This is a genomic window from Dyadobacter subterraneus, from assembly GCF_015221875.1.
Lineage (GTDB): Bacteria > Bacteroidota > Bacteroidia > Cytophagales > Spirosomataceae > Dyadobacter > Dyadobacter subterraneus.
Genome location: NZ_JACYGY010000001.1, coordinates 4,824,281 through 4,838,959, shown reverse-complemented (window position 1 = coordinate 4,838,959; position 14,679 = coordinate 4,824,281). Strand labels below are relative to the sequence as shown.

Below are 14,679 nucleotides of genomic sequence, written 5' to 3'. Positions count from 1 at the left end.
AAGTTATGTATGTACTCGGTATCAACGCAGCCTTTCATGACTCGGCAGCTGCCCTTGTCAAAGACGGAAAAATTATAGCGGCAGCGGAAGAAGAACGTTTCACACACATCAAGCACGGGAAACGTCCACTTCCTTTTTCTACCTATGAACTTCCTTTTCATGCTATCGATTACTGCCTGAAAACGGCTGGCATACACCTGAAAGATGTTGATCGTTTTGCTTATTCTTTCGATCCGCAGGGAATGGAAGAAAACCTTTTGGATAATGAGAATTTAAGACCTTATACCAACAATAATCTGGATGATGTGTTAACGGAACCAGAAATAAATGTTTATAAAGATTGGGATGAACTTTTTCTTAATTATATCAAAAATGCCCCGGAACAGCTGAGAGACGGCTATCCACATCATTTACAAAAACGTTTTGCAGGAGCTGGTTCGTTACGGGAGAAATGGCATTTTGTCAATCATCATATTGCCCATGCGGCCAGTGCTTTTTATCCGTCGCCTTACGAAAAAGCGGCGGTTATAACATTGGACGGCAGAGGCGAAAAGGCAACGACAGGTTATTTTCTTGGAGAAGGAAATGTTATGACGCAGCTGGCAACGGTTGATATGCCGCATTCGCTGGGTATGTTATATGAGAAAATTACTACCTATCTTGGTTTTCTGCATTCTTCCGATGAATATAAAGTTATGGCTTTGGCCTCTTATGGCAAGCCGAAATATGTTGATGAATTTCGCTCGGTTATTCATGTGGGAGACAATGGGAATTATACAATTGATGAATTTGAGCCTGAAAAATGGTGGGGTATTGGCCGGATGAAAGATGATTCATTTGACGAAATTCATTTTGATATAGCACATTCTCTTCAAAAAGTTCTGGAAGAAACTGTTTTACAGCTTGTGAACTGGCTTTATTCGAAAACGGATAGTGAAAATTTGTGCATGGCTGGCGGCGTTGCACTGAATTGTGTGATGAATGCGGTAATCAGGGATAAAAGTCCGTTTAAAAATATTTGGGTACAGCCTGCTGCCGGCGATGCTGGTACTGCGCTCGGCGCGGCACTTTGGGTTGATGTAAATCTGAATACCAAGAGAAGCACAGGTAGGTATGCGGCAATAATGGATCATGTCTATTGGGGACCATCTTACTCTGATGAAGAAATTGAAAAATTCATGATCTGGGCGAAAACGCCTTATAGAAAACTAACAGATGTAGCTAAGGAAACGGCGGCTATTTTGGCCGATAACAAAATAATTGCCTGGTATCAGGGAAGAATGGAATTTGGACCAAGGTCGCTCGGCAGCCGTTCTATTCTGGCATCACCAATTCCACAAGAAATGCAGGCCAGATTAAATGACATCAAAGATCGTGAAGACTTTCGTCCCGTAGCGCCAGTGGTGTTGGAGGAGGATGTAGCGGAATGGTTTGTGGGCGGAAGTTTTTCACCTTTTATGCTTTTTGTTTATCCGGTTCAGGCGGATAAGGCCGACAAAATACCGGCCGTACGCCACACGGATGGAACTGCACGGGTACAAACGATTAATCGCGATCAGCATCCGGAATATTATGACCTGATCAGGGAATTTAAAAAACTTACAGGTGTACCGGTCTTAGTAAATACTTCTTTCAATACCAGGGGAGAACCTATTGTTTGTTCGCCAAGAGATGCGATTGAATGTTTTTGGACATCGCCTTTCGATGCCTTGATTATCAACTCATTCATATTAGAGAAATAAATTATGTCTGTTTGTATTTCTGTGGTTATACCTACTTACCGGCGTCCGCATCTTTTAAAAAAATGCCTCATTGCGCTGGCTAAGCAGAACTTTCCATTCAGTCAGTTTGAAATTCTTGTTGTTTCGGATGGACCGGATGAACCAACGATGAATATGATAAATCAGTTTAAAGAATTAGTGGAAGGTCTGGATCTTCACTTTTTCTTTACACCTGAAAAGAAAGGTCCGGCTGCTGCCAGGAATTTCGGCTGGAAAAAAGCAAAAGGAGAACTGATTGCTTTTACTGACGATGATTGCATGCCCTCTGCCGACTGGCTTGCTGGCTATCTGGAAGCCTATTCCAGTCAACTCAATGAACAACTTGTAGCGTTTACAGGAAATGTAGTAGTGCCGGTTCCTGATCTTCCAACAGATTATGAAAAGAATGTTGCAAACCTTGAAACCGCAGATTTTATTACCGCAAATTGTGCATGCAGCAGAGCATCATTAGAAGAGATTAAAGGTTTTGATGAAGAATTTCCCATAGCCTGGAGAGAAGATTCTGCCCTGGAATTTGCACTCATGGAACATGGAATTCCGATTCTAAGAATTGATACCGCGGAAGTAGTTCATCCGGTCCGAGAAGCGCCTTGGGGAATAAGTTTGAAGGAGCAGAAGAAAAGTATGTTCAATGCCTTATTATTTAAAAAATTTCCTGATTTATATAAAAGTAAAATTTCAGCGGAGCCGGTCTGGAGTTACTATGCAATCATATTATTAAGTTTGATTTCAGTCATCTTTTTGATTGCAAAACAGCCTTTGCCGGCGTTGATTACATTCATTATCTGGTTTTATTTTGTTGTGAATTTTATCCATAAAAGATTAAAACATACAAATCTGTCTGTTTCACACAGAATGGAAATGATACTTACTTCTCTGCTGATTCCATATCTGTCTGTTTACTGGACTTTACGGGGAGCAATTCGTTATAAAGTGTTTTTTCTATGAAATTTAAACCCGAAAATGTAAAGAAGATTGCTGTTTTCAGAGCGTTGCAATTGGGTGATATGCTTTGCGCTGTACCTGCATTCCGGGCTTTGAGACAAGCTTATCCCACGGCTCAAATTACCTTGCTTGGGTTACCCTGGGCCTCCTCTTTTGTGTCCAGGTTTTCAAAATATTTTGATTCTTTTATTTGGTTTCCCGGTTACCCCGGATTGCCTGAACAAACCTTTGATCTGGATGATTGGGATATTTTTGTGCAAAAAATTGAAGAAGAAAACTTTGATTTAATTCTTCAAATGCAGGGAAATGGCTCCATTGTGAATGAAATGCTTGAACAAGTTACCAGGAGTACATTGGCAGGTTTCCATAGTCCGGGTAATTTTTTAGGAGCAGAATATTTCCTGCAATACCCTGTCGGAATATCAGAAATTGACAGGCACCTGGCATTAATGCACCACCTGGAAATTCCTTCGCAGGGTAAATACCTTGAATTCCCCGTTTCATCAACAGAAGAACAAAATCTGGCTCGCTTAAAAATGGATATTGAACCTCATAAATACATCTGTGTTCATCCGGGTTCCCGTGGTGCCTGGAGGCAGTGGCCACCTGCTTTTTTTGCAGCTCTTGCTGATGAATGTAGCAGAAAAGGCTATCAAATTGTGGTTACCGGTACAAAAGATGAAGCAGAAATCACCAGGGAAGTTATCGCTCATATGCAAACAAAAGCCATCGATCTCACCGGAAAAACGGGTTTGGGTGAGGTTGCGGTATTGATCAGAGACGCTTATATGCTGATCAGCAATTGTACAGGAGTTTCACATATTGCTTCTGCCATGGAAACGCCCAGTATTGTAATCAGCATGGATGGAGAACCGGAACGCTGGGCACCATTAAACCGGCATTTGCACCGGACAATCGACTGGACAAAAGAAGAAAATTTCGGAATTGTAAAACAGGAAATGGAAAATCTGCAAGAAATGCTTTTGTCCAATCGTTGAGTTGATAAAACAGAAAGGCCGGGAGAAATTATTTCTTCCGGCCTTTCTGTTTGTATTATTTTTCAATGCCAAGGTCCAGTACTTGGATTTCTTTAATCCTGGTTGAATCGGAAATTGTATTTTCCGATTTTTCCTTCTCAGGCGGACAAATAAAATCACAGGAAAAAAGGCTGGAAAATAGAATAAAAATCAAGATTTTATTTTTCATGTCTTTTAAATTTACTGTGAATTAACCGGCACTATTGAATTTATTTTTTGAGCGTATCAAGATCGTGCTTCCTGCTGGTAGAATCGCTGTTAAGATTGGACTGGTTGCTGGGATATCCGGCTTCCTTTTTTTGATTGTCTTCGTTCGTTCCTATCGCAGAGCGGCTGTCAGCACCGCTGCTATCGTTTTTCGTGGTCTGTGTTTCACTTCCGGAAGTACCTCCCTGAGATTGCTCCGTTCCGTTGTTACAAGCAGACAAAAACAACATGGTGGAAAATGTTAGTACTGCAATTGATTTTAAATTTTTCATGTCAACTAAATTAAGTTAGATTAAATTTTTCCTTTATGATCCCAATGGTCCTTTATCGTGTTTCCATTTGAATCTTTGATCAATACTCTCGTAAATCTGTTTCCTTTAATTATGCCGTCTTCATCCGCTTTGCCAATAAAGAGTAAGATTGCATAACCTTCGTCATTTGTTTTTACAACCATATCATAACGACCGAATTTCAAAGGAATCGTAGTTGAAGGCGTATACTTCTTATTTATTTCTTTTAATAATTTGTCTCCCGGCTTCATTGGAACGCGCTAGTTTTATTAAAAAAACATACCAGACAAAACATTGACATTTAGGGATATAATTCAGGTTGTCGCCAGTTCTCCCATGACTAACTTAGCCGTGCGATCAATTGTTTGTAAAATGATTTCTTCCGGCGAACCTTCAAAAGTATCATGAAATGCAATTGATTTTTCTTTTAAATAGGCATGCACAAACATGGTTCCTACTGGTTTTTCAGGTGTTTCGCTGCCACCTTCCGTTGTCAATCCCGTGACAGCCACGTGAATATCGGCCTTCATAAATTTTCTCAGGCGTGCAGCAAGTTCTTTTGTTACCTGCTCAGATTCCGGGGTATATTTTTCAATGACATCCGCCGGAACGCCGAGAATATCCTCTTTCATACAAGCGTCATAGCAAACAAGGCCTCCGATCAAAGTTTTCCCCGCATTGGGAACCAGGGAAAACTCCGAAGCCATTCTTCCGCCGGTTGCACTTTCAACAAATGCAATTGTCAAATTACGCTCAGCCATTACGTGGCTGCAATTAATAACATGTTGTGAAGGCATATTTTTGATATTTAGTGAAAACAAAACCTGCGTTCAAAAACTTTGCCAAATACTTTTATATCTTAAAATTATTATATAGAAGTATTTGGTTCGTATTTGATCGTATTTAAGTCGTTGTAGAAATCTCTCCACGAGTAACCATGGGAAACATTTATTAAACTGAAAGAGAAAAACTCATGGCGGAAGATGGAAATTTGTGAGAATTTTTATCTGAAAAGAGAGTCTGTTTTTTTCAAATAGATGATAAATTTTAGTATTCTGAGATTAAAAAAATTTAATCTGAAAACGGCGACAAATGGTATGGAATTTTAATAAGATGTTGACATACAGCAACTATTATGCAAGAACTGCTATTATCAATTATTTGGTATTTGCAAAAAAATCAAGATTAATAAAGTAACCATTTGTAGCATGTAGAAGACGTTTCGCCTGATATTTCTGGCGAAGGTTATCATCTACGTATATACATTATGGTTGAGTATTTCTGATTGATGATGCAGTGAAGTCAAGAAGCGAAAATCAGAATTCATTTAATTTTTCCAGCACCAATGAAAAAAGAGGACATACATCTTTGGGATGTAAAGAGGATACTTTTTGGGGAAGCACCTGAAATTTTTTTAGCAGAGGTATTTATCCGGACAGTTTTAATTTATGCTTTATTGTTACTTGCGGTCAGGTTGATGGGCAAGCGTATGAGCGGGCAGCTGACGATCTCGGAGGTAGCCGTTATGCTTACTCTGGGAGCCATTGTTTCTCCTGCAATGCAGTCGCCCGGTGTTGGACTTTTACAAGGAGCAATGATTTTATTTCTGGCATTTTCTTTCCAGCGCGGGCTTAATTTTTTCGAATTCAAGAGCCAGAAACTGGAAAAACTAAGTCATGGAGAAATGGTTATGATTGTAAAAGACGGCACGATGATGCTTAAAGAGATGATGCATGCAAAACTTTCCCGGCAACAATTATTTGCAGTTTTGCGCAGCGAAGGAATCCACAATCTGGGCGAAGTTGATCGTGTTTATCTTGAATCTTTTGGTATGTTCAGTATCTATAAAGCCAAAGAACCCAAAGCAGGGCTTGATATTTTCCCTCCTGATGATGAGGAAATTAAAACATTTTCAGGTGCTGACAACGATCATCAGCTCGTTTGTACCAGCTGCGGGCATTTGGATAAAGAGGACATTAAAGAAAAACTTTGTCCGGTTTGTAATTCAAATAAATGGCTTGACGCCAGAGTGTCTTCTGCATCCAATTAATCAAATTCTAAGTCGATAAATATGAAACCCGAAGATATCCATTTTGGAGATTGGCACCGCATTTTGTTTGGAGACGTTCCAGGCAGTTTTTTTGTAGAAGTAATCTTCCGGACTGCAATTATTTATGCTATACTCATGATTTCCATGCGTTTGATGGGAAAACGCATGGAGGCATCACTCGGAAGAAATGAGATGATTTCCATGATATCACTGGCAGCCGCCATTGGTATCCCGCTTCAATCGCCGGATCGTGGTTTATTGCCGGCTGTGATCATCGCTTGTGTTGTAGTTTTTACGCAGCAGTTTATTGCAAAAAAAGCTACCCAAAATGAAAAGTTTGAAGCTATTACACAGGATAATGTTGGCGTGCTGGTTGAGGACGGAAAGTTAAATCTGGATGTTATGAAGAAAACCAGAATTACCCGGGAGCGTGTTTTCGGTCAACTTCGATATAAGGAAATCAGCCAGCTTGGTGAAGTAAAGAGGCTTTATCTGGAAGCAAACGGCACTTTTACCTTTATAGAAAGTACTAAACCAGTTTGTGGTCTATCAATTCTACCGTCGTGGGATACAGAGTTTAAAAAGCGGGTAAGCAAGGAAACCAATGATATGGTTTGTAATCATTGCGGCAATATTCCAAAAGAATTTTTAAAAGAAGAAGCCTGTGACCGTTGTGGATTTACAGATTGGGTGAAGGCAGTGGAATCTATTTCGAAGGACTAGAATTAAAAAATCCCCGGGAGATTAAAACCGGGGATCTTTTTGATTATGCAACTGCCTGTATCATGACCGGCAATTTCACCTGACTTTTAGAAACTTCCCTTTTAAGAAATAAATAAATGTCGTTTAGCTTTTCAAGATGTTCTATTAAAATCAATTTAGCATCGTAAGTAATATCTCTTTCCGAAAGCAGGGATTTGTACAATTTAATTGTTTTGTCTTCCTGCTCCAATAACATTTTGGTAACCAACATTTGATTATCTGATGAGATAACCAGGTTTGGCAAATTATAATTGGCAATTCCTTTACTGATATCTCCCTCGCTCAAAGTACACTTGATCTGATCGTAAATCCAGTTAATTTCTTTTTTAAACAAAAGAGAAACCATATAACCCTGGCTGCAAAGTTTTCTTAGCGGTCCCAGATCATCCAAAGTCATTGTTTGTTTGTACAAATTTTCGCGCTGCTGATGCGTGTTCCAGAGTTTGGCAATGTTGGAGGATAAAGATAAATTTTCCATGATTTCACTAAATTCGTTGATGCTACTATTGTAAGCAGAATTCTACAAATCCCATGCCATAAACATCACTTTGAAACCAGATTTTTAGTCGAATTTTGACTATTCGAGTTTGATCAAAATTCCTTCATCACCGCTAAGTGTAATAATTCCCTCCACATGATTACCCTGACGTTCCGTTTCAGTACTGATTATTACCTCGCCTTTGTACACAGTTTGTTTAGGTTTGAAGTAACACGGACGGTGGCTGAAATTTAAAAGAATCAAAAAAGTGCTGTCATCTTTTTTTCGGGTATAAGCAATGATCTGATTATCAGAATATACAGGATTGTAGTCACCAACTTGTAACGCAGGTTCCTGTTTCCGGATTTGCAGCAGTCTGTGATAGAAGCTCAGCATGGTGTAAGGATTGTCTTTTTGGGATTCGACGTTATGTCTGCGAAAATTGTCCGGTAACCTGAGCCAGGGTTTATGATTTGAAAAGCCTGCAAAAATTTCGTCCGTCCACTGCATGGGCGTACGGGAAGGGTCGCGGCTCACATTCAATTCGGGCATATTTAACCCCTGTGGATCAATTACCTCATCCATGGGAATCGGGACATCCCGCATCCCGATTTCGTCTCCATAATAAATTGTAGGCGTTCCTCTTAAAGTTAAAAGCAGCATGGCAGCAACCCTTGCCTGCGAACGGCCGACCCGGCTCGAAATCCGGGGCTGGTCATGATTTCCCAAAACCCAGTTCGGCCAGCCTTCGGAAGGCAATGCACCTTCATATTCATCAATGGCACCAGAAATCTGGGATGAATTCCAGGGCAGTGTCAATAATTGAAAATTAAATGGCAAATGCGCTCCTTTATTATCATGGCCATAATAAGTTACCAGTTTATGAATCGGCAGATAAATTTCACCGATCAGTACGCGCTCCTTGTATTCATCCGTTACCGCGCGCATCATTCGTACGATGTCATGAACCTCCGGCTGGTCGGTGGAATAAACCGGATTGTAGTGATTGTAAATCAAATCGTTGGCATTATAAACAGAATCATGGGCAACAGGATTATTCCTTAGCTGCGAATCTTTGATCATATGCCACATCACATCAACCCTGAAACCGTCAATGCCTTTGTCAAGCCAAAATCGCATAACGTCCATCATGGCATCCTGCACTTCCGGATTTCTCCAGTTAAGATCAGGCTGTTCTTTTAAAAATGCGTGGTAGTAATATTGTTTTGTATTTTCATCCCATTCCCATGCATGGCCTCCGAAAACACTAAGCCAGTTATTTGGCAGATCATTATTTTCTTTTGCATCCTGCCAGATATACCAGTCTCGTTTTGGATTATCCCTGGATGACTTGGATTCTAAAAACCAGGGATGTTGGTCCGAAGTGTGATTAGGGACCAGGTCAAGAATTAATTTCATGCCTCGCCCGTGCACTTCGGCTAGCAGCTGATCAAAATCCTGCATCGTCCCAAACAAGGGATGGATTCCGCGGTAGTCTGAAATATCGTAACCGAAATCTGCCATGGGCGAGGAGAATATTGGCGATAACCATAGACAGTCAATCCCAAGCCATTGCAGATAATCAAGTCTTTCAATAATTCCTTTCAAATCACCAACACCATCGTTGTCTGTATCCTGAAAAGAGCGTGGATAAATCTGGTAAATGACCCCTTGTTCCCACCACAAATATTGTTTAGAAGTCTGATTGGCTGTTTTTAGATCGTTCATATCTCATCTCGTTGTTTTATTTTGGACACGAAAAAATTAGGCCAGCCTCAAAACTGTATTTTGAAATAATTCGAAAGATCTGTCCGTCCATGTTTGAGCTTCGAAAACCGAAAGCTGAAAGGCGATCGGCCACAGCGGTGGTTATGGCATAATTTTTAAAGCTGCTTCATAAAGAGTTTCTTCGGGTTTCCCGGTAGGGCAATATAAAATCCTGTGATTTCAATATGAGAAAACTTGGTGCTAATTATTCAGGAGACCAATGCGTTTTTACCGTTTGGGCTCCGAAAAAGGAGACTATGCAGCTTCAGCTAATTTCTTCAGAAACTGAATTGCTGGAAATGCAAAAAAACGATGAGGGTTATTTCCATTTAACAGTGGATAATGTTTTACCTGGCGCTCAATATTTTTTTAAACCGGAAGGAACAGAAAAAGGGATTCCGGATCCTGCATCCCAATTTCAGCCGGATGGTGTTCACGGACCTTCCGCAGTTGTTGATCAGCATGCCTATCAATGGAAAACCAACTGGAGCGGTTTACCACTTAAAGATCTTATATTTTACGAGTTGCATGTAGGCACATTTACAAAAGAGGGTACTTTCGAAGCGATTATACCACTTCTTGACGACCTGGCCGAAACAGGAATCAATGCCATTGAGTTAATGCCGGTTTCACAGTTTCCGGGAAACCGCAATTGGGGATATGATGGCGTTTTCCCCTATGCAGTACAAAATAGTTATGGTGGACCAGAAAAGTTGAAACTACTGGTTGATGCGGCGCACGAAAGAGGAATTGCGGTTTTTCTGGATGTCGTTTTTAACCATTTGGGACCGGAAGGAAACTATGCAGGCGAATTCGGGCCTTATTTTACAGATACTTATTGCACACCCTGGGGCAACGCTATCAACTTTGATGGTGCCTGGTCTGATGGTGTAAGAGAATATTTTGCAGGGGTAATTTCTCACTTTTATGAACATTATCATCTGGATGGCCTTCGGGTAGATGCAGTTCATATGATGTTTGATAATGGGGCCGTTAATTTTTGGGAAATGGTCTCAGTTGAGCTGGACCAGCTTCGTGAAAAACTTGGACGGAGTTTTTACCTGATTGCAGAAAGTGACCTGAACAGTCCGAAAACGGTAAAATTACCAGAAAACGGTGGCCTTGGTTTTAATGTGCAATGGCTTGATGATTTTCACCATGCACTTTACGTTCTGCTCGATAAAGAGGGCCAAAGCCGCTATGAGGATTTTGGAAAAATGGAACAGCTTGCAAAAGCTTATACGGATGGATTTGTACACAGCGGCGAGTATGTGAAATTCAGAAACCGAAAACATGGGGCATCATCAGCCGGATTACCAGGTGAAACATTTTTGGTTTTTAATCAAAATCATGATCAGATTGGAAACCGAGTAGGAGGTGAGCGGCTGAGTATGCTTGTTAATTTTGACAGGCAAAAACTTGCAGCCGCAGCGATGCTTCTTGCGCCTTATCTGCCAATGTTTTTTATGGGAGAGGAGTATGGAGCCGATACGCCGTTTTTCTATTTCGTCAGTCATTCAGAGGAAGATCTGATTAAAATGGTAGTGGAAGGAAGGCGCAAGGAATTTGAGAATTATAAATGGGAAACTGATCCGCCAAATCCACAGGAAGAACAAACGTTTAATAATTCAAAACTGGATTGGGAAAAAAGAAAAACCGGTAGATATCTGGTTATGCTCAACTGGAACAAGGAGTTGATCAAACTGAGAAAAACACATCCGGCACTTAAAAATTTCAACAAAAATGATGTCCGCGTGACCTTGTTCGGGCCAATAGGATTTGCGCTGCATCGCAAAAGCAGCGACCAAAAGCAGGAACTTCTGTGTATTTTTAATTTATCAGAAAAAGAGAGCTCGTTCAACATACCCGAGCGGGATGGCAACTGGAATAAGATTATAGACTCGACTGAAAAGATCTGGCTTGAAACTGAAAGTGAAGAAGCCTATTCTTACCCGCAATTTTTAAACAGCGGTGACTTGCTCGTTGTAAAGGGTTTAAGCATTGTCGTATACGATTTAACAGTAACCTAAAATAAAACTGTTTTCAAACAAAAAATTATGGACGAGCCACCCGTCCGACGGCTTTTTCCGCCGTCGGACGGGTAATAAAAACGTCAAACGATCCATGTCTTTCTGATATCGAAATGAAAAAATCCGATCACCAAAAATAATCGTCTTCAAACATCACTCATCAACTTACTATAAAATGAAAAACTTCAACTTCTCCCTTATCCTGTTTATCCTTCTGATTCCCTTTTTTTCAAATGCGCAAACGAAAGTGGCGCCGGTCAAGGTAAAGGAAAATTTCTGGTATAAAAACAGCGTGATTTACAATCTGGAAGTTGGTGCATTTAAAGATAGCGATGGTGATGGCAGGGGAGATTTTAACGGACTTATCCAAAAACTGGATTATCTCAAAGCGATTGGAATTGATGCCATTTGGCTGGCTCCGTTTCAACCGTCACCCGGACAGGATGACGGATATGATGTAGCTGATTTTTATGGTGTTGATGAAAAACTGGGAACCATCGGCGATTTTACAGAATTTCTTTATCAGGCTCAAAAAAAAGGAATCCGTGTGATCATGGATCTGGTTATAAACCATACATCTGACCAGCATCCCTGGTTTCAGAAATCGCGTCAAAGTAAAGATTCCAAATACCGCGACTGGTATGTATGGTCAAAAGAAAGGCCGAAAGACTGGGACAAAGGCATGGTATTTCCCGGTGTGCAGAAAGAAGTGTGGAGTCTGGATGAAAAAACCGGGGAATACTATTATCACCGGTTTTACAAATTTCAGCCGGATCTGAATTATTCCAACCCGGAGGTTATGCAGGAAAGTCAGCGGATCATTGGTTACTGGCTAAATCAGGGCATCGCAGGTTTCAGGCTAGACGCGGTTCCTTTCATCATTGAAGTGCCAAAAACGGGAAGTGAAAAACCCAAGCTGGATTTTGATTTTTTAACTAATATGCGCCAGTTCGCCCAGTCCAGAAAATCGGATGCAGCGATTCTTGGCGAAGCGAATGTAGTACCGGAGGAAAACCAGAATTATTTTGGTAAAAATGGCGAAGGAATACAAATGATGTTTAATTTCTTTGCCAATCAGCATTTATTTTATGCGCTGGCAACGGGCGATCTGAAACCTTTCAGCCAGGCCATAGAGCAAACCAAAAAGATTCCTGAGGCTTCTCAATGGGCACATTTTCTAAGAAACCACGATGAAATCGATCTTGGCAGGCTAACAGATAAGCAGCGCCAGGAAGTTTATGCCAAATTCGGTCCGGATACTACCATGCAGCTTTATCAGCGTGGAATTCGAAGAAGGCTTGCACCGATGCTAGGTAACAACAGAAAACATATTGAACTTGCTTATAGTCTGCTTTTTTCACTGCCAGGTGCGCCGGTAATTCGTTATGGAGAAGAACTTGGAATGGGTGATGATCTGAGTTTAAAAGAACGTCTGTCAGTGCGTACACCAATGCAATGGACCAATGAAAAAAATGGGGGTTTTACATCCGCAGATACCGCTTTTCGTCCCGTGATCAATAAAGGTGATTATGGATATCAGCAGCTGAATGTTGCAAAACAATTCCGTGATCCGAATTCACTTTTGAGCTGGACTTCGCGGATCATAAAACTTAGGAAATCCTGCCCGGAAATTGGTCTTGGAGATTACACTTTAATCGATTCCGGATCTCCTGATATTCTTGCTATTCGCTACGATTACAACAGGAAATCCCTGATCATTTTACACAACTTCAATCCGCAATCCAGACAAGCTTCTATAAAATCAGAAAAGATGAAAGTTCTTTACGATCTGATGGCTGAAAATCTGGACAAAAAAGCGGAAAGTGGCAAGTTTTCAGTTTCCCTGGATGGATATGGTTACAAGTGGTACCGTGTTGACAGTATGATTCCATAACAAACAGTAAATCAGTTTGTAACTTATTGGGAGAGACTTTGCGGAAATGTTTTCGCAAATGTGCAGTCTGTTCCACAGCATATCATTTGTTAAAAATGAAACAGATTTCAGGATACTTCTGGTATGATTTTGAAACCAGGCGCGGTAAGGTTTCTATTATTCCCAATAAATAAAACGATATGGAAAATTCATATAAAAGACGTCAGTTTCTTTACCATGTCAGCCGTGTTGCCATCGCTTTGCCAGGTTTCAGTTTGATGTCTCTGGATGCGGCCGCCGGCAATTATTTTTCGTCGTTAGAAGAATCTGAAAACACTCAGGCAGACAAGGAAAAAAAACTGGGCATTGCGCTGGTAGGACTTGGAAACTATAGTGAAGGCCAGCTTGCACCGGCTTTGCAGGAAACCAAACGCTGCAAGTTAACCGCCATTGTAACCGGAACTCCCGAAAAAGCAGAAAAGTGGAAAAAGAAGTATTCAATTCCCGATAAGAATATCTACAATTATAAAAATTTTGATTCTATCAAAGATAATCCGGATGTAGACATTGTTTACGTTGTTTTACCAAATGCTTTGCATGCTGAATACGTAGTGCGTGCCGCCAAAGCAGGGAAACATGTGATTTGTGAAAAACCAATGGCTATTTCCGTGAAAGAATGTGAACAAATGATTAAAGCCTGCAAAGATGCAAACAAGCTTTTGTCAATCGGTTATCGACTGCATTTCGAACCACACAATATGACCATGGCTGAATTCGGGACAAAAAAAGTTTATGGAAACGTTAAGAAAGTAACTGCGCTGGATAGTCAGGAAATGGAAGCCGGGGTTTGGCGTCTTGACAAAAAACTGGCTGGCGGCGGACCGCTGATGGATCTTGGGATTTATTGCGTTCAGGGTTGTTTGTATACGCTTGGAGAACTTCCAAATGCTGTAACTGCCAAATTTGGTAAAAAGGACGATCCTGAAAAATTTAAATCCGTTGAACAATCGATTTCTTTTACACTGCATTTTCCTTCCGGTGCAATTGCCGAATGCAACGCAAGTTATGCCGACAAACAAAATCTGCTGCGGGCAGATGCCCAAAAGGGATGGTTTGAATTGTCGCCTGCCTTCGGATATGACGGATTGAAAGGAAAAACGGTGAGGGGACCGCTTGATATTGTCAACCTGAATCAGCAGGCATTTCAAATGGACGATTTTGCAAATTGTGTTTTGAAAAACAGAAAAAGCCGGGTTCCCGGTGAAATGGGTTTAAGAGACGTGAAAATCCTGACAGCAATTTATGAAGCCGCTGAATCGGGCAAAAAAGTAACATTGAAAGGACTGAGCTAGTCAGCCAATCCCGATTGATAATTATAATTTAATAGAACAGGTTTCTGATGGTGATAATTTTATCTTCATCAGAAACCTGTTTTTTTAATGAGCGATTTTAATTGTTA

13 protein-coding genes are annotated in these 14,679 nt (G+C 40.7%); 8 read left to right on the top strand and 5 right to left on the bottom strand.

What is annotated here, in order from left to right; genetic code table 11:
- Nucleotides 1-5: 5 nt before the first annotated feature.
- From IEE83_RS20200 to IEE83_RS20190, 3 genes are read left to right on the top strand one after another with little or no spacing between them, the layout of a single operon-like run.
- Nucleotides 6-1,742, top strand: coding sequence for a carbamoyltransferase family protein (locus tag IEE83_RS20200; protein ID WP_194122314.1), 1,737 nt, complete (start codon nucleotides 6-8; stop codon nucleotides 1,740-1,742).
- Between the two features lie 3 nt (nucleotides 1,743-1,745).
- Complete coding sequence (locus tag IEE83_RS20195) at nucleotides 1,746-2,729, top strand: glycosyltransferase family 2 protein (RefSeq protein WP_194122313.1); 984 nt, start codon at nucleotides 1,746-1,748, stop codon at nucleotides 2,727-2,729.
- Nucleotides 2,726-3,724 carry a glycosyltransferase family 9 protein gene (locus tag IEE83_RS20190; protein WP_194122312.1) on the top strand — a complete coding sequence of 333 codons (999 nt, stop codon included), beginning with the start codon at nucleotides 2,726-2,728 and terminating at the stop codon, nucleotides 3,722-3,724. The genes IEE83_RS20195 and IEE83_RS20190 overlap by 4 nt, the downstream gene beginning before the upstream one ends.
- A gap of 248 nt (nucleotides 3,725-3,972) precedes the next feature.
- Here IEE83_RS20190 and IEE83_RS20185 read toward each other — a convergent pair whose 3' ends face one another.
- The 3 genes from IEE83_RS20185 to IEE83_RS20175 form a co-directional block, all read right to left on the bottom strand.
- Nucleotides 3,973-4,242, bottom strand: coding sequence for a hypothetical protein (locus tag IEE83_RS20185; RefSeq protein WP_194122311.1), 270 nt, complete (start codon nucleotides 4,240-4,242; stop codon nucleotides 3,973-3,975).
- Between the two features lie 20 nt (nucleotides 4,243-4,262).
- The gene (locus tag IEE83_RS20180) at nucleotides 4,263-4,511 is read right to left on the bottom strand and encodes a hypothetical protein (protein ID WP_194122310.1); all 249 of its coding nucleotides are present in this window, start codon (nucleotides 4,509-4,511) and stop codon (nucleotides 4,263-4,265) included.
- A 63-nt stretch (nucleotides 4,512-4,574) separates the two neighbouring features.
- The gene (locus IEE83_RS20175) at nucleotides 4,575-5,057 is read right to left on the bottom strand and encodes a CinA family protein (protein WP_194122309.1); all 483 of its coding nucleotides are present in this window, start codon (nucleotides 5,055-5,057) and stop codon (nucleotides 4,575-4,577) included.
- 548 nt (nucleotides 5,058-5,605) lie between these two features.
- On the opposite strand from IEE83_RS20175, the gene IEE83_RS20170 reads away from it, so the two are divergent.
- On the top strand, nucleotides 5,606-6,310 hold the full coding sequence (locus tag IEE83_RS20170; protein ID WP_194122308.1) for a DUF421 domain-containing protein: 705 nt from the start codon (nucleotides 5,606-5,608) through the stop codon (nucleotides 6,308-6,310).
- A gap of 21 nt (nucleotides 6,311-6,331) precedes the next feature.
- Nucleotides 6,332-7,033, top strand: a complete 702-nt coding sequence (locus IEE83_RS20165) for a DUF421 domain-containing protein (protein ID WP_194122307.1) — start codon at nucleotides 6,332-6,334, stop codon at nucleotides 7,031-7,033.
- A 43-nt stretch (nucleotides 7,034-7,076) separates the two neighbouring features.
- On the opposite strand, the gene IEE83_RS20160 is transcribed toward IEE83_RS20165, so the two are convergent.
- On the bottom strand, nucleotides 7,077-7,550 hold the full coding sequence (locus IEE83_RS20160; protein ID WP_194122306.1) for a hypothetical protein: 474 nt from the start codon (nucleotides 7,548-7,550) through the stop codon (nucleotides 7,077-7,079).
- Between the two features lie 99 nt (nucleotides 7,551-7,649).
- Nucleotides 7,650-9,278 carry an alpha-amylase family glycosyl hydrolase gene (locus IEE83_RS20155; RefSeq protein WP_194122305.1) on the bottom strand — a complete coding sequence of 543 codons (1,629 nt, stop codon included), beginning with the start codon at nucleotides 9,276-9,278 and terminating at the stop codon, nucleotides 7,650-7,652.
- 224 nt (nucleotides 9,279-9,502) lie between these two features.
- Here IEE83_RS20155 and treZ point away from each other — a divergent pair, with 224 nt between their 5' ends.
- The 3 genes from treZ (at nucleotide 9,503) to IEE83_RS20140 (ending at nucleotide 14,572) form a co-directional block, all read left to right on the top strand.
- Nucleotides 9,503-11,347, top strand: a complete 1,845-nt coding sequence (gene treZ, locus IEE83_RS20150) for a malto-oligosyltrehalose trehalohydrolase (RefSeq protein WP_194122304.1) — start codon at nucleotides 9,503-9,505, stop codon at nucleotides 11,345-11,347.
- A 175-nt stretch (nucleotides 11,348-11,522) separates the two neighbouring features.
- Nucleotides 11,523-13,241, top strand: a complete 1,719-nt coding sequence (locus tag IEE83_RS20145; protein WP_194122303.1) for an alpha-amylase family protein — start codon at nucleotides 11,523-11,525, stop codon at nucleotides 13,239-13,241.
- Nucleotides 13,242-13,420: 179 nt separating this feature from the next.
- Nucleotides 13,421-14,572, top strand: coding sequence for a Gfo/Idh/MocA family protein (locus tag IEE83_RS20140; RefSeq protein ID WP_194122302.1), 1,152 nt, complete (start codon nucleotides 13,421-13,423; stop codon nucleotides 14,570-14,572).
- The last annotated feature ends 107 nt before the right edge of the window (nucleotides 14,573-14,679 follow it).

What these genes read in the sequence shown, in the direction of transcription:
- IEE83_RS20190 (WP_194122312.1), top strand. Translation starts at nt 2,726, where the DNA reads ATGAAATTTAAACCCGAAAATGTAAAGAAGATTGCTGTTTTCAGAGCG.
- IEE83_RS20160 (WP_194122306.1), bottom strand. Translation starts at nt 7,550, where the DNA reads ATGGAAAATTTATCTTTATCCTCCAACATTGCCAAACTCTGGAACACG.
- IEE83_RS20170 (WP_194122308.1), top strand. Translation starts at nt 5,606, where the DNA reads ATGAAAAAAGAGGACATACATCTTTGGGATGTAAAGAGGATACTTTTT.
- IEE83_RS20200 (WP_194122314.1), top strand. Translation starts at nt 6, where the DNA reads ATGTATGTACTCGGTATCAACGCAGCCTTTCATGACTCGGCAGCTGCC.
- IEE83_RS20185 (WP_194122311.1), bottom strand. Translation starts at nt 4,242, where the DNA reads ATGAAAAATTTAAAATCAATTGCAGTACTAACATTTTCCACCATGTTG.
- IEE83_RS20165 (WP_194122307.1), top strand. Translation starts at nt 6,332, where the DNA reads ATGAAACCCGAAGATATCCATTTTGGAGATTGGCACCGCATTTTGTTT.
- IEE83_RS20175 (WP_194122309.1), bottom strand. Translation starts at nt 5,057, where the DNA reads ATGCCTTCACAACATGTTATTAATTGCAGCCACGTAATGGCTGAGCGT.
- IEE83_RS20195 (WP_194122313.1), top strand. Translation starts at nt 1,746, where the DNA reads ATGTCTGTTTGTATTTCTGTGGTTATACCTACTTACCGGCGTCCGCAT.
- IEE83_RS20140 (WP_194122302.1), top strand. Translation starts at nt 13,421, where the DNA reads ATGGAAAATTCATATAAAAGACGTCAGTTTCTTTACCATGTCAGCCGT.
- treZ (WP_194122304.1), top strand. Translation starts at nt 9,503, where the DNA reads ATGAGAAAACTTGGTGCTAATTATTCAGGAGACCAATGCGTTTTTACC.
- IEE83_RS20145 (WP_194122303.1), top strand. Translation starts at nt 11,523, where the DNA reads ATGAAAAACTTCAACTTCTCCCTTATCCTGTTTATCCTTCTGATTCCC.
- IEE83_RS20180 (WP_194122310.1), bottom strand. Translation starts at nt 4,511, where the DNA reads ATGAAGCCGGGAGACAAATTATTAAAAGAAATAAATAAGAAGTATACG.
- IEE83_RS20155 (WP_194122305.1), bottom strand. Translation starts at nt 9,278, where the DNA reads ATGAACGATCTAAAAACAGCCAATCAGACTTCTAAACAATATTTGTGG.